This is a genomic window from Bacillus sp. ABR (assembly GCF_056172715.1).
This window is the reverse complement of the sequence record NZ_JAOYSL010000002.1, coordinates 360,773-373,585: the sequence shown is the minus strand read 5'-3', so window position 1 is coordinate 373,585 and position 12,813 is coordinate 360,773. Positions and strand designations below refer to the sequence as shown.

The window sequence follows — 12,813 nt, the reverse complement described above, 5'->3', positions numbered from 1 at the left end:
TATTAAAAAAAGCGATAGATAGGCATGAAATTGGATGTTTAGCATATTCATAAGTTTGTCATGAGGAAAAAGACATTGATTTTCCATCATATACAGGATAAGATATACTTTAGTTATTTTTCTAGAAGCACCAATAATTAGGGTATATCCTGAGCCTGGGTGCGCGCTTAGCATAAGGAGGTTACAATGCGAAAGAATAGATTAAAGGCGATTTCATTTTTACTGATTGCGACATTGCTGATGTGGGTCAAAACCTATGTTATCTATAAATCTAGCTTCAATATTAAAATTGAAAATTTCATGCAGGAGTTTATCCTGTTTATTAATCCGCTTAGCTTTCTTTTGTTTATCTTCGGTATCGGTTTATTTTTCAAAGAGAAAAATCGAAATCGATATATCATCGTGACAAGCTTTATCCTGACATTCATTTTGTTAGCCAACATTGTGTTTTATCGATTCTATAGTGACTTTCTAACCATCCCCGTCCTATTTCAAACAAACAATATGGGTGACCTCGGGTCAAGTATTACCTCTTTAATTGAACCAGTCGATTTACTGATGTTCGTTGATATCATCATTTTAATTTGGCTCTATAAAAAACAGCCTTCCTTTAGAACAGATGTCACAGTTTCACGAAAAGAACGAGCAGCATATTACTTATTTGTGGCAGCTACATTTTTCTTTAACCTTGGTTTAGCTGAAACAGAAAGACCAGAACTGCTTACTCGCTCATTTGACCGTGAGATGCTGGTGAAAAATATCAGCTTATATAACTTCCATATTTATGATGGGGTATTGCAATCGAAGCAGTCTGCTCAACGAGCCCTTGCTGACAGTAATAGCTTAACTGAAATTGAAAACTATGTAAGCGCAAATCAAACGGACCGTAATGAAAAGACATTTGGTCAAGCGAAAGGACGAAATGTCATTCTTGTATCACTTGAGTCTACACAGAGTTTTGTGATCAATGAAAAATTAAACGGGAAAGAAATTACTCCGTTTTTAAACAAATTGATCAAGAAGAGCTATAACTTTACTAATTTTTATCACCAAACAGGTCAAGGGAAAACATCTGATTCAGAGTTTATTGTAGATAATTCTCTTTATCCACTTGGAAGAGGGGCTGTGTTCTTCACAAATCCAAGTAATGAGTTTACAGCGACACCTGAGCTGTTAAAGGATGAAGGCTACCACTCTTCTGTTATTCATGCGAATAACAAAAGCTTCTGGAACCGTGACCTTATCTACGATAGCTTTGGCTACGATAAGTTCTTTGATATTAAATCATTTGATGTGAATGAAGAAAACTCAGTTGGCTGGGGACTGAAAGATGGTCCGTTCTTTGAGCAGTCCGCTGAATTAATGAAATCGATCCCGCAGCCTTTCTATACGAGATTGATTACATTAACGAACCATTTCCCTTTTGATTTAGATGAAGAAGATAAGCTCATTGATGAATATGATTCAAAGAGTAAAACGCTGAACAAGTACTTCCCTACAGTGCGTTATCAAGATGAAGCCCTTAAGCTTTTCTTTAAAAAGATGAAGGAAGCTGGGTTATACGATAACTCCATTTTTGTTTTATATGGGGATCACTACGGAATTTCTGAAAACCATAACGAAGCCATGGGACAATTTTTAAATAAAGAGATTACGCCATTTGAAGAAGTACAGCTTCAAAAAGTCCCGTTTGTTGTACACATTCCAGGGGTAACGGATCAACATCCAAAAGAAATTGATACGGTAGGCGGTCAGGTCGATATCCGTCCAACTGTACTCAATCTTCTAGGCATTGATACAAGTAAACAAATTCAATTTGGTCATGACCTTTTATCGAAAGATACGAATGACTTTACAGTACTCCGTGATGGAAGCTTTATTACGAAGGACAGCGTTTTTACAGATGGTGTTTGCTACAATAAAGAGACGGGCGAGCCAGCAGATGATAAAAATGTGTGTCAGTCTTATGAAGAGAAGGCGAAGCAGGAGCTTCAATTCTCTGATCAAATCATCTATGGAGATCTCCTTAGATTTTATGATCGAAACAGCCCGGACCATTCACCATCCAAAAAAGAAGGTGAAACGGAGCTGAAAAAGGCGTCCTAATAGATGAAAAAACCTCTGCTATTTTTAGAAGCAGAGGTTTTCTTTTTTTGCCTGACGGCTCATATAATATGAGAGGAGGGATGTAAATGAAGACAACGTCGTTTGGAAAAATTGAATGGCAGCTGGATGAAGCGGAGAGGGATGCTGTGGAAAAGCAGCTTGGTATTGGCAAAGCTGCTTTTCATTTATCTAATCAAACAAGCACTGATGACCTTCTTTTACCGGGATATAAACTTCCAGAAGGAGTCCATGTATTTGATTCCATCGGTGATGTGCAGAAATTTATTGCGCCTTATAGACTGCAGCAATCCGATGATTGGATCAATGGAACATTTGAATATGATAGCGCTCAATTAGAAGAAGAGCTGAGCCGCTTGAAAGCCGTATTTCCTTTTCTTCATATCAGCGTCATTGGCCACTCAGTGCTTGATACACCTATTTATGAAATCCGAACAGAGCCTGTTCAGCATTTACATTCTATTCATCTCAATGCCTCATTTCATGCAAATGAATGGATCACGACGTCTGTTTTATTAAAATGGTTGAAATCGCTTTGCTTAGCAGCGTCTGACCCGGTGCAGGCAAGACATTATGAAGCGGTGCATATTCTGCAGACCACCGCTTTATCCATCGTGCCAATGGTCAATCCAGATGGAGTGGATTTGGTTCGTAATGGACCGGAGTCACTAGGTCTTCATCGTGAAGAATTCACACTGCTAAACGGTGGATATTCCGATTACCGGGAATGGAAAGCAAATATTCGAGGGGTGGATTTAAACAATCAATTCCCTGCTTATTGGGAGATCGAGTACTATCGTCATCAGTCGAAGGCTCCGTCCTACCGGGATTATCCTGGGCGTGAGCCGTTAACAGAACCAGAAGCGAAAGCGATGGCAAATCTTGCGTTGCGAAAACGATTTGACCGGCTGATTGCCCTTCATACACAAGGAGAAGAGATTTATTGGGGTTTTCTTGGCCATGAGCCAGCCATCTCAAAAGAAATGGTCAAACGATTCGAACAAGTAAGCGGCTACAAACCGATCCAATATCTCGACAGCTATGCAGGCTATCGCGATTGGTTTATTTATCAATTTCATAATGAGGGCTATACAGTTGAGCTTGGTCTAGGGAAAAATCCTCTTTCCATGGATCAATTTGATTCGATTTATGAAAAAACAAAGCGGCTTTTATGGGAAGCGTGTAAGTGTTAAAAGCACCTGTCTGGTGCTTTTTCATATTGGAGCAACAATCAATTGCTTATGGTCAATAAAAACAATGTTGAAGTAATTGACGAAGGCTTTCTTGTAAGCTATTGTGAAAGATATGGATGTAAAAAAAAGGATATGATTTAGGGAGATGTCGACTATTGAGTGCTCAAAGCCTGTGGAAAAGAAATTTTACTTATCTCTTTGTTTCTAAAATGTGCAAAATTACAGCTGATAGTTTATCTTTCAACACCATCTTATGGCTTTTGGTACTAGGAGGGAAAGGAGCAATAGGGACAGCTTTTTTTATTGCGGTCAGCTTTGTCCCTCAAGCGATTGTTGGACCATTTATTACGCCTATGATGAAGCCGCATCAATTGAAATTTTGGATGTGCTTTGCTGATTTAACACGAGGAGCGATTATTCTTTTGATCGTGGTTAGTTACTTTTATGGTTTCACACCATTAGTCCTCATCATTGGCTGCATGCTGCTTCATTCGGCGACAGGAGGCTCCTACGAACCGGCATCTGTATCGATTATTCCAAAGCTTGTCCATGAGGACCTCATACAAAAGGCGAATGCAACCATCCAATCAGCAAGTCATGTCGTAAGACTTGTGACGGTAACGATTTGTGGAGTCATGATTGCATTTGTAGGCGTAGGCTATACAATGCTTGTGATCATTCCCCTTTATCTTTTGTCCGCTTTATTGGTGTTCATGATTTCATATCAAACAGAAGCCATCATCGATAAAGCCAAAAAAGGATTATCTTACGGCAAAAGATTAATTCGAGGTTTTTCACTTGTTAGAAGCCATCATATTTTGTTTCCATTAGCCATTTTTTGTGTCTGCTCAAACTTTGCTGCGGCACCATGGGAAGCATTGTCTGTTATTTATTTAACTGAAGATTTACATAGTGGACCGGTCGTCTATTCATTCATCAAAGTCACAACCGCACTAGGCGCATTTTTGATGGGGTTTGTTTTGACAAAAATAAAAGTGAATCGGTATGGATTGCTGTTTATAGGTGCTGGGATTGTTGATGGAATCGCCTTCTTCATCACAGGTATGAACGCATTGTTACCACTTGTGTTTATATCAGCTTTTGCTTTAGGAGCAGCCATTAGTGCAGTTAACGTACCCGAACATACGATGATTCAATTGTCAGTAAAGGCAGAGGATCAGCCGCAAGTGTACGCGATTATCAACATGATTTCCTTCTTGATGATTCCGTTAGGCGCTCTCATTGGCGGTTATATGGCTACACTGTTTGGATCTGGGTATGTCATTGCGGCTGGCGGCATCATTGAAGCTGTTTCAGGTATATGCTTGCTTTTGTTTACAAAGATCGGAAAGGTAGAGAGGGCGGATTTGACGATAGAACGAGACAAACCTGCTGTAAACGCAACGTAAGCATGGCATGATTGATTGAAGATAGGTTACAATGAGGACGAGAAAATATGAGATTTGATTGAAAGGGGAAAAACGATGGCTATAGCAGACGTCACCATCATTCCGATAGGCACTGAAACACCAAGTGTCAGTGCTTACGTAGCAGATGTACAAAGAATTTTAGAAGGTTTTCAACAAGAAGGGAAAATCAAATATCAATTAACACCGATGAATACGTTAATTGAAGGCGAATTATCCGTTTTATTTGAGGTCATTCAGCGCATTCATGAAGCCCCTTTTGAAAAGGGATTGCACCGAGTAGCGACCAATATTCGCATCGATGACAGACGGGATCAAACCACAACGCTTACAAGCAAATTAGAAAGCGTGAATAAGCATTTAAATCAATAAAAAAAGCCTGCTATATGCAGGCTTTTAATGTGCAGTTGGATAACCGCTATAGATGATGGTCATGACAGTGAACCATCCAAAAACCAAAAATGTAGCGCCAGCAAAAGCGATGGCAAGTACGTTCACTTTTTTTAGTGAGCGATAGATACCGAGCGCAGCTAAAATCGTGACTAGACCAAAAATAATGACGAGCATCATGTGAAAGTCCCCCTTTGTCATCAATCCCCTTGATTTCCTTTCTTTTCATTTTAACCGTTTTCATAAAGCTTGTCGAGTAGATTCCAGTTGACGATTGTTTGAATTTTTATTGAATAGCCTTCATAATAAAAAAGAATCAATAAAGTAGGTGATGAAAATGAATTGGAGAAGAATGCCACTAGGCTATGTACAAGCGAACGCATATATTTGGAAAAACGAGCAGGGAGAATGCTTAATTTTTGATCCAGGCGGCGAAGCGCAAAAGCTGATTTCCTATGTAAAAGAAAAACAGCTCACACCGCTTGCTGTCTTATTAACACATGCTCATTTTGATCATATTGGTGCGGCAGATGAGGTACGCGAAGAGTGGGGAGTGCCGCTGTATGTACATGAAAATGAAAAAGAATGGCTCACGAACGCTGAATTAAACGGTTCAGCTCGATTGATTGGAAATGGAATTACGGTCAAAGAAGCTGAAAAATTGATTACGACAGAAGGAACTCTTCAAATTGGATCGTTTACATTAGAAATGTTCCATACACCTGGGCATTCACCTGGCAGTGTGTCTTACTATTCGGCGGAAGAGGGCTTTGTTATTTCTGGTGACACGCTATTTGAAGGTGGCATTGGGAGAACAGATTTAGTAGGCGGCAGTCAGGAAGTGCTGCTTCAATCAATCCATCATAAATTATTGTCCTTGCCAGAATCAACTCTTGTATTAAGCGGGCATGGCGGGGAAACCACTGTGCTGACAGAGCAGGAGCAAAATCCGTTTATTAATGGTTTTTCTCTTTAATTGCAGGCATGAAAAAAGCATCTCTTTAGAAGAGATGCTTTTTTCAATTAATGTCCGGTACCGGGAACCATGATGAAAATCGAATAATATGTAAATCCGGCAAAGAAAATCGTCAAGTACGCTCCGAAAATGTAAATATACATTCTTTCGGATAGATTCAAGTAGGATAAAAATACAAAAAGAACGGTTTGACCGAAGAACAGCAGCGATGCATCTTTCATATGTCCTAAATAGAACATGACAGCAAAAATACCCGTCCAAAAGCCAAGCACGCGGAACATGCGATTCATTTCTTTCCCTCCCCTAAAAAAACCCCTTTGATTCATATTATAGCTGATCACCACTTGTTATGTAAACATTTACATTTTTGACAACGTGTGAACAATTTATTTTGAATGCAGAAAAAATTTTTTTGAAAAAATGATGAAAAAGTGTTTATGCTGAAAAACATGAGGGTACTTACTCCATAAGAGAAAAGGTTAACGACCTAAGGAGGAAGACTAATGAGTGACATTACTTTTTATTCATACCCAAGCTGCACGTCTTGCCGCAAAACAAAACATTGGTTAAAGGCGAATCAAATTGATTTTAAAGAGCGTCACCTTTTCAGAGAAACGCCAACTCTAGATGAATTAAAAAAGATTCTTTCTTTAACAACAGAAGGAATGGATGAAATTTTAGCCACACGAAGTCAAGCTTTTAAAAGCTTAAATTTAAATATTAATGACTTAAAAGTAAACGAGGTTTTGCAGCTTCTCATTGAAAAACCAAAACTGCTTCGAAGACCAATCATCATTGATGGAAATAAATTAGTAGTTGGTTATAATCCAGGAGAACTCATGAAAATATCAAAAAAGAAAGCGATTCATCAATCAGTTTCCTAATAAAAAACGAAGATCAGCTGAAACATGCTTCAGCCGTCTTCGTTTTTGTGCTGAACTGGGCTAGCTGGGTTCGAACCAACGATCACGGAGTCAAAGTCCATTGCCTTACCACTTGGCTATAGCCCAATATCAAACGTGTAATGATATTGTTCACCATCTACGGTCATTTATACATAAAAATTGTATGTCACGAGTTTTAAGTGCAAAAGGAGCGAAAGAAGTAAATGAAAAATGAAAAATCAAAGCAATTATACGAATTTATCCTAAAAGAAGCCCCTGTCATGACCGAAGAATGGCTAAAGACAAGAACAGAAGAAGGCTCATTATATTCTAAACATGCTTCAGAGGAAACAGAAAAGAAGCTGAAAGAACAGAACACAGCGTTTATTCAAACCATTGCAGCAACACTTGTGACACTGTCAGACAAAGTAGAAAACCATTTGAAAAAGTGGTCTGTTGATATTGCTCGAGATCGAGCAGTGCACGAGGTGCCGTTATATGAAATCATTGGACAATTTAAGATTTTCCGCCACATTTTCTGTTCGAGAATTGAGACATTCACCCAAGAAACAGAGCTTGAAGTGACGCTGCAAGATGTGTGTCAGTGGAATCAGCATTTTCACGCCACATTTGATGATATGATTGAGCGTTTATCAGAAGAATATGACCGCGTCACACTCAGTCAGCTGAATGCACAAAGAGAGATGATTCAAGAACTGAGTGCCCCTGTTATTCCGGTATCAAAGGAAATCGGGATTTTGCCATTGATCGGAGAAATCGATACGTACCGGGCTAAAATCATATTGGAATCTGTGCTAGAACAGGCTTCAAGACTGCGTTTAACGCACTTATTTATTGATATATCTGGCGTTCCTGTTGTTGACACGATGGTTGCTTATCAGCTGTTTAAAGTGGTCGATAGTGCGAAGCTATTAGGAATTGAGACGATTATATCAGGCATTCGCCCAGAGATCGCTCAAACTGTAGTGAAACTCGGCATTGATTTCTCAAAAGTAAATACAGAACACAGCCTTGCAAAAGCTTTAGAAAAAAGAGGATTTCGCATTTTTGAAGAGCAGCAGCAAGAAGCCACATTATGACGAAAAAACCTGCACTTGTAAAAGTCAGGTTTTTTTATATGCTCTTTTCTAAAAAATGATGTGATGCATCTTGAGTTGAGGGTTTTCATGCTTTATTAGTCATGAAAATCATAAAATGCTCTTTTGTCATTCAGGTTCCTCCATTCTACAATGTGATCAATGAAAGGAGTGATCCACTTGTATGGGATTGAATATTTAAGGCAAGAGCTGCTAGAAGAAGCATGCCGCATGAGAGCATCTGATGTGCACATTGTCCCAAAAGAAAAGGAAGCGTTGGTATCTTTCCGCGTAGACTCAGATTTAATCCAGCAGCGAACCATTGATAAAAAAACCGGCGAGCGGCTCATTGCTCATTTTAAATTTTTATCTTCTATGGATATCGGGGAAAAAAGGAGACCGCAAAATGGGTCATTAGCTGTGATACTAAGAAGCGGCCAGGTGTTTATTCGAATGTCTACCTTACCAACTGTAAATGATGAGAGTTTAGTGATTAGAATATTGCCGCAGGATCATGTTCCGAAAATAAAACACCTGTCACTATTTCCGAAAGCTTCAGCCAGGTTATTGTCATTTTTGAAGCATTCGCATGGGCTCATTTTATTTACCGGTCCAACCAATTCGGGGAAAACAACAACCCTCTATTCACTGATCCAGTTTGCAAAAAAGAATTTCAACCGAAATATTATTACGCTTGAAGATCCTGTGGAAACAAGAAATGAAGAAGTGTTACAGGTTCAAGTAAATGAAAAAGCCGGCATTACATATGCCGCAGGATTACGCGCTATTTTAAGACATGATCCAGATATGATTGTGCTAGGAGAAATAAGAGATGCTGAAACGGCCAGAACGGCGATTAGAGCAGCACTGACAGGCCATTTAGTATTGAGTACGCTCCATGCAAAAAATGCAAAAGGAGCTCTTTATCGTATGCTTGAATTTGGTGTCACGATGAATGAACTTGAGCAAACGATGGTTGCGATTGCAGCCCAGCGATTAATCGAGCTCACCTGTCCTTTTTGCGGAGAAACATGTCAGCTTTACTGTAAATTAAATCGACCGATCAGACGAACAAATGTATTTGAACTGCTGTTCGGAAAAGAGCTTGGTGAGTGTATCAAGGAGGCTAAAGGAGAATTTGCTCACTCGTCATATGAAACACTGCAAAGATTAATTCGTAAAGGAGTGGCACTTGGCTATCTATCAAAAAACACTTACCATCGCTGGGTTTATGAAGAAGCGAGCCTCTAAAGTATGGTCTAAAAAGGACCAAGCTGAATGCCTATCAAAACTGGCTCAATTAATTCAGGCTGGATATACATTGATTGAGGCATTAGTGATGGTGAATATCCAGTTATCAAAACAACAGCGGCAGCAATTAAAACTAGGTATTCAGTGGCTGCACGAAGGCGAGCCTTTTTATGTAGTGCTCGAGCGACTCCATTTTCAGCGGGAAGTCATCGCCATACTATGTTTTTCTGAGAAGCATGGTAGTCTAGCCCGTGCTTTAGAACAAAGCGCCCGTTTTTTAGAGAAAAAAGTCAAGCAGTTAGACACGTTTAAACGCATGTTGCGTTACCCGCTCTTCCTCATCTTCACGGTTTTGATCGTGCTGATACTCGTTCAGAATATGATCATTCCTCAATTTTCTGTTTTGTACTCATCGATGGATACCCGCATGTCTTGGCTGATTCAAGGAATGTTTGGAATGTTTCAATTCCTTCATGCTTTTCTGCTCATCACCAGTTGTCTGTGTATTTGTCTTACCGGCTATTATGCTTTGTTTTTTAGGAAAAAGTCGACGCTTGAGAAATTGAGGGTGATGAGTAAGCTGCCTTTTTTATATAAAGGGATGCAGCTGATGCATACATACCTTTTTTCTCTTCAGCTAAGCGGACTGCTTCAGGCTGGATTATCGATGTACGAGGGTTTGCAAGCTTTTAAACAGCAAAGCTACTTACCTTTTCTTCAAGAAATAGGTGAACAAATGATGGATGAGTTAAGAAAAGGAGAAAGCATGGCACATCAAGTAAGTGAGAGTCCTTTTTTCGAAAAACATTTTGCAGCCATCATCAAACATGGTGAAGCAAGCGGGATGCTAGCAAGAGAAATGTACACGTACAGCCAATTTCTATTAGAGAATGCAGAGCTGAAAATTGAAAAATGGATGTCTTGGCTGCAGCCGGTGATCTATGGTGTGACGGCACTTCTTATACTCATCGTATATTTATCTATTCTTTTACCAATGTATCAACTAATGGAGCAAGTGTAAGAAGGAGGACAAAGACATGAATGATAAAGGGTTTACCCTGTTAGAAATGTTAATTGTCATGCTCGTGATATCCATTCTTTTACTCATTACCATACCGAATATCACACGTCATCACCAAGCAATTCAAGCAAAGGGCTGTGAAGGGCTCAAATCAATGGTCAGCACACAAGTGATGGCGTATGAATTGGAGCATGATGGGAAGACGCCATCTTTAGCTGAGTTAGAAAAAGAAGGTTATGTTAAAAAGGGATTAACCTGTCCTAATGGAAAAGCGATTGTCATTCAAAACGGCAACGTGAAGCATGAATAAATTACTTTTACATGAGAAGGGTTTTACCCTCATAGAGCAGCTAATGATCTTACTAGTTCTATCGATTCTATTGTCGATCATAGGAATGAAAATCCCAAATTTAATAGTAAGCGCTGAAGCCAAAAGACAAGTAAACCTCATGAAACAAGATCTTCAATTGGCATCATATACTGCATTTATCAAAAAAACACGTGTGCATGTTGAGATCCAACCGCCGCATGTATCTTATCAGGTAATAGATCAAAAGAGTAACGAAGTCATTGCTTCTTATCAGCATAAAAAGGGCAGCATCAAGACTTCTACATTCTCGCAAGGTATCTATTTTAATGAAAATGGACATCCAAGCAGCGGTGGATCTCTCATTGTCGAATTTGGCAGTCAAACGTATAAACTCACGATTTATTTAGGAAGCGGGCGAATCCATGTTCAAAAGCAATAGAGGGTTTAGTACGATTGAAACGCTGTTTGCTTGTCATATCTTCCTATTTGCAGCCCTTGTGATTATGCCGGCCTATGAAAAAATCATGATGGGGAAAAAGGAAGTAAGAGCCAAACTTGATGCTTACCAAATCTTGCATGAACAGATGAATGAAGCGTTCATAGAAGGTAAAAAATCTTCTGTCAAAAAGAAGCGAGGCGACAACACATATGTATTCAATTGGAGTAAAGAGAAGGGATGTGTATCATACAAATTGCAAGAAAAGCAGACGATATGCTTTCACCAGGTTGTGGAACGGTGAACAAGGTTTTACCCTTGTCCAGGCTTTGTGGCAATTGCAGCTATTTTTGTTCCTCTCTTTTGGCTGTGTACTGATCTTTTCAACAGCTGAGAAAGCCCTTCCTTTTGAAGAGATTAACCGATTTTCACAAATGGAGTGGAAACAGACTGTCCTGCAATTAGATGAGGAATTAAGCCGTGCAACGGCAGTTCGATCGGTGCAAGGAGGTAAAGCGTTAGAGTATGTATCTGATCAAGGGCGAGTGGTAACGATTGAGCCATATCAAGAGATGCTTCGAAAACGAACGGATCAAACTGGACATCTTCCTTTATTGCACAAGGTAAAACAATTTCAGGTGAGAACGAGTCAGCATAGAGCCATCCTGAAAGTCACAGATGGATCTGGTAAGGTTCATGAAGCCGTTTTTTTCACATATAAAGGGGTGGTTCCGAAATCGTGAAAAGAGAGGAAGGGTTTATCTATCCGCATGTGCTTGCTGTGATCCTATTTTTTCTCTTGATCCTAGGAGCGATAACGATGGGCTTTCAAAAAGAGCTGAGAAGTGCAGAGCTCACGATTTCTTTTTATAAAAAACAGCATCTTTTTAGGGTGGGTGTGAGTGAAGCTGCCAGCTCAGTAAAACGCATTTGTGAAAAGCAGAAGATCTATATTGATACAGAAGAAGGGCATGTGACACTGAAGCAGATGAAATGCGATCAACAGAAAAAACGTGTCCTCGCTTTGGTGAGGGTGAAAACAAAGGATGGCTTATCCGATGAGCGGGAGCTGATGCTGGATTGGAAGACCGGTGAAATCATGAGATAGGCAAACCCTGATTAGCCAGTGTATAAAATCATCCTCTTTCTGGTAACACTTGAAGGAAGAAGAGGTGAATTTGCTTGAAAACAAATGACTATGTAAAATATATGACGCAGGAAATCATTAAATATATGAATACACCACGAGACGAACGGAAGGAACACAAACAAGAAAAAATGGAAACAAAACCGCCGTTTTCACAGCGATTATTTGGGGTTCTGCCGTTTGGCTTCTCCATGATGCTTAAAAAACGTCAGCGACATCGACGAAAGTAAAAAGCCGCCAGCAGGCGGTTTTTTTATGCCATTTTAGTTGTATTCCTCCACAACAATCACTTTATTCACCTTATTTGAGTAAGGATTATAGGAAATGGTGACAAACACCCCAAATTCCTTTGTATGGTCTTTTAACGTAATATGATACTGTTTTACAGATTCCTTATCGCGGTGGCGGTCCCATACTTTTTGTTTAAATAAGACTTGCGTTAGCGGGTATCTTTTTTTAGCTTCTTTGACTGCTCGCATTTCCCATTGGTCTGTGGCGGCAGTCAAACCTCTCGCATCCACAGGTTTGACGTCTAGCATCATAGGACTCAGCAGTAA

18 protein-coding genes and 1 tRNA gene are annotated in these 12,813 nt (G+C 39.6%); 15 read left to right on the top strand and 4 right to left on the bottom strand.

All coding sequences use genetic code 11. The features are described from left to right. Positions 1 to 186 precede the first annotated feature (186 nt). From OIT90_RS07290 to OIT90_RS07275, 4 genes are all read left to right on the top strand, one after another. Positions 187 to 2,106, top strand: coding sequence for an LTA synthase family protein (locus tag OIT90_RS07290; protein ID WP_269773150.1), 1,920 nt, complete (start codon positions 187 to 189; stop codon positions 2,104 to 2,106). Positions 2,107 to 2,192: 86 nt separating this feature from the next. Then, positions 2,193 to 3,317, top strand: coding sequence for a M14 family metallopeptidase (locus OIT90_RS07285; protein WP_474892405.1), 1,125 nt, complete (start codon positions 2,193 to 2,195; stop codon positions 3,315 to 3,317). A gap of 155 nt (positions 3,318 to 3,472) precedes the next feature. Next, positions 3,473 to 4,726 (top strand): MFS transporter, encoded by a 1,254-nt coding sequence (locus OIT90_RS07280; protein WP_474892404.1) that lies wholly within the window; start codon positions 3,473 to 3,475, stop codon positions 4,724 to 4,726. A gap of 75 nt (positions 4,727 to 4,801) precedes the next feature. Continuing rightward, positions 4,802 to 5,116: an MTH1187 family thiamine-binding protein gene (locus tag OIT90_RS07275; protein WP_024427984.1), complete on the top strand. Its 315-nt coding sequence runs from the start codon at positions 4,802 to 4,804 to the stop codon at positions 5,114 to 5,116. A 24-nt stretch (positions 5,117 to 5,140) separates the two neighbouring features. Here the strand turns inward: OIT90_RS07275 and OIT90_RS07270 are convergent, their stop codons facing one another. Then, complete coding sequence (locus OIT90_RS07270) at positions 5,141 to 5,314, bottom strand: DUF2759 domain-containing protein (RefSeq protein WP_003217333.1); 174 nt, start codon at positions 5,312 to 5,314, stop codon at positions 5,141 to 5,143. Positions 5,315 to 5,471: 157 nt separating this feature from the next. Between OIT90_RS07270 and OIT90_RS07265 the strand changes: the two genes are divergently transcribed. Further along, positions 5,472 to 6,110 (top strand): MBL fold metallo-hydrolase, encoded by a 639-nt coding sequence (locus OIT90_RS07265; RefSeq protein WP_039179959.1) that lies wholly within the window; start codon positions 5,472 to 5,474, stop codon positions 6,108 to 6,110. 47 nt (positions 6,111 to 6,157) lie between these two features. Here OIT90_RS07265 and OIT90_RS07260 read toward each other — a convergent pair whose 3' ends face one another. Beyond that, positions 6,158 to 6,400, bottom strand: coding sequence for a DUF2626 domain-containing protein (locus OIT90_RS07260; RefSeq protein ID WP_003217440.1), 243 nt, complete (start codon positions 6,398 to 6,400; stop codon positions 6,158 to 6,160). A 213-nt stretch (positions 6,401 to 6,613) separates the two neighbouring features. Here OIT90_RS07260 and OIT90_RS07255 point away from each other — a divergent pair, with 213 nt between their 5' ends. Further along, positions 6,614 to 6,994: a Spx/MgsR family RNA polymerase-binding regulatory protein gene (locus OIT90_RS07255; RefSeq protein WP_007501232.1), complete on the top strand. Its 381-nt coding sequence runs from the start codon at positions 6,614 to 6,616 to the stop codon at positions 6,992 to 6,994. A 55-nt stretch (positions 6,995 to 7,049) separates the two neighbouring features. On the opposite strand, the gene OIT90_RS07250 is transcribed toward OIT90_RS07255, so the two are convergent. Next, positions 7,050 to 7,120, bottom strand: a tRNA-Gln gene (locus OIT90_RS07250). Positions 7,121 to 7,218: 98 nt separating this feature from the next. Between OIT90_RS07250 and OIT90_RS07245 the strand changes: the two genes are divergently transcribed. The 9 genes from OIT90_RS07245 (at position 7,219) to OIT90_RS07205 (ending at position 12,486) form a co-directional block, all read left to right on the top strand. Further along, on the top strand, positions 7,219 to 8,094 hold the full coding sequence (locus OIT90_RS07245) for an STAS domain-containing protein (RefSeq protein ID WP_474892403.1): 876 nt from the start codon (positions 7,219 to 7,221) through the stop codon (positions 8,092 to 8,094). 177 nt (positions 8,095 to 8,271) lie between these two features. Then, positions 8,272 to 9,342: a competence type IV pilus ATPase ComGA gene (gene comGA / locus OIT90_RS07240; protein ID WP_474892402.1), complete on the top strand. Its 1,071-nt coding sequence runs from the start codon at positions 8,272 to 8,274 to the stop codon at positions 9,340 to 9,342. After that, a complete protein-coding gene (gene comGB, locus OIT90_RS07235) occupies positions 9,284 to 10,363 on the top strand; it encodes a competence type IV pilus assembly protein ComGB (RefSeq protein WP_474892401.1) in 1,080 nt (359 codons plus the stop codon). The genes comGA and comGB overlap by 59 nt, the downstream gene beginning before the upstream one ends. A gap of 16 nt (positions 10,364 to 10,379) precedes the next feature. After that, on the top strand, positions 10,380 to 10,673 hold the full coding sequence (comGC, locus tag OIT90_RS07230) for a competence type IV pilus major pilin ComGC (protein WP_024422977.1): 294 nt from the start codon (positions 10,380 to 10,382) through the stop codon (positions 10,671 to 10,673). Next, a complete protein-coding gene (gene comGD / locus OIT90_RS07225; RefSeq protein WP_126681597.1) occupies positions 10,666 to 11,112 on the top strand; it encodes a competence type IV pilus minor pilin ComGD in 447 nt (148 codons plus the stop codon). Before comGC ends, comGD begins: the two co-directional genes overlap by 8 nt. After that, on the top strand, positions 11,096 to 11,413 hold the full coding sequence (comGE, locus tag OIT90_RS07220) for a competence type IV pilus minor pilin ComGE (protein WP_474892400.1): 318 nt from the start codon (positions 11,096 to 11,098) through the stop codon (positions 11,411 to 11,413). Before comGD ends, comGE begins: the two co-directional genes overlap by 17 nt. After that, on the top strand, positions 11,322 to 11,852 hold the full coding sequence (gene comGF, locus OIT90_RS07215) for a competence type IV pilus minor pilin ComGF (RefSeq protein ID WP_474892399.1): 531 nt from the start codon (positions 11,322 to 11,324) through the stop codon (positions 11,850 to 11,852). The genes comGE and comGF overlap by 92 nt, the downstream gene beginning before the upstream one ends. Then, entirely contained in the window at positions 11,849 to 12,217 is a 369-nt protein-coding gene (locus tag OIT90_RS07210; RefSeq protein ID WP_474892398.1) for a hypothetical protein, read from the top strand. Before comGF ends, OIT90_RS07210 begins: the two co-directional genes overlap by 4 nt. Before the next feature lie 74 nt (positions 12,218 to 12,291). Continuing rightward, positions 12,292 to 12,486, top strand: a complete 195-nt coding sequence (locus OIT90_RS07205; RefSeq protein WP_024718846.1) for a YqzE family protein — start codon at positions 12,292 to 12,294, stop codon at positions 12,484 to 12,486. 33 nt (positions 12,487 to 12,519) lie between these two features. On the opposite strand, the gene OIT90_RS07200 is transcribed toward OIT90_RS07205, so the two are convergent. Then, on the bottom strand, positions 12,520 to 12,798 hold the full coding sequence (locus OIT90_RS07200; RefSeq protein WP_064497648.1) for a DUF3889 domain-containing protein: 279 nt from the start codon (positions 12,796 to 12,798) through the stop codon (positions 12,520 to 12,522). Between the last annotated feature and the right edge of the window lie 15 nt (positions 12,799 to 12,813).

What these genes read in the sequence shown, in the direction of transcription:
- OIT90_RS07290 (WP_269773150.1), top strand. Translation starts at nt 187, where the DNA reads ATGCGAAAGAATAGATTAAAGGCGATTTCATTTTTACTGATTGCGACA.
- OIT90_RS07285 (WP_474892405.1), top strand. Translation starts at nt 2,193, where the DNA reads ATGAAGACAACGTCGTTTGGAAAAATTGAATGGCAGCTGGATGAAGCG.
- OIT90_RS07275 (WP_024427984.1), top strand. Translation starts at nt 4,802, where the DNA reads ATGGCTATAGCAGACGTCACCATCATTCCGATAGGCACTGAAACACCA.
- OIT90_RS07270 (WP_003217333.1), bottom strand. Translation starts at nt 5,314, where the DNA reads ATGATGCTCGTCATTATTTTTGGTCTAGTCACGATTTTAGCTGCGCTC.
- OIT90_RS07265 (WP_039179959.1), top strand. Translation starts at nt 5,472, where the DNA reads ATGAATTGGAGAAGAATGCCACTAGGCTATGTACAAGCGAACGCATAT.
- OIT90_RS07260 (WP_003217440.1), bottom strand. Translation starts at nt 6,400, where the DNA reads ATGAATCGCATGTTCCGCGTGCTTGGCTTTTGGACGGGTATTTTTGCT.
- OIT90_RS07255 (WP_007501232.1), top strand. Translation starts at nt 6,614, where the DNA reads ATGAGTGACATTACTTTTTATTCATACCCAAGCTGCACGTCTTGCCGC.
- OIT90_RS07245 (WP_474892403.1), top strand. Translation starts at nt 7,219, where the DNA reads ATGAAAAATGAAAAATCAAAGCAATTATACGAATTTATCCTAAAAGAA.
- comGC (WP_024422977.1), top strand. Translation starts at nt 10,380, where the DNA reads ATGAATGATAAAGGGTTTACCCTGTTAGAAATGTTAATTGTCATGCTC.
- comGD (WP_126681597.1), top strand. Translation starts at nt 10,666, where the DNA reads ATGAATAAATTACTTTTACATGAGAAGGGTTTTACCCTCATAGAGCAG.
- comGE (WP_474892400.1), top strand. Translation starts at nt 11,096, where the DNA reads ATGTTCAAAAGCAATAGAGGGTTTAGTACGATTGAAACGCTGTTTGCT.
- comGF (WP_474892399.1), top strand. Translation starts at nt 11,322, where the DNA reads ATGTATTCAATTGGAGTAAAGAGAAGGGATGTGTATCATACAAATTGC.
- OIT90_RS07200 (WP_064497648.1), bottom strand. Translation starts at nt 12,798, where the DNA reads ATGATGCTAGACGTCAAACCTGTGGATGCGAGAGGTTTGACTGCCGCC.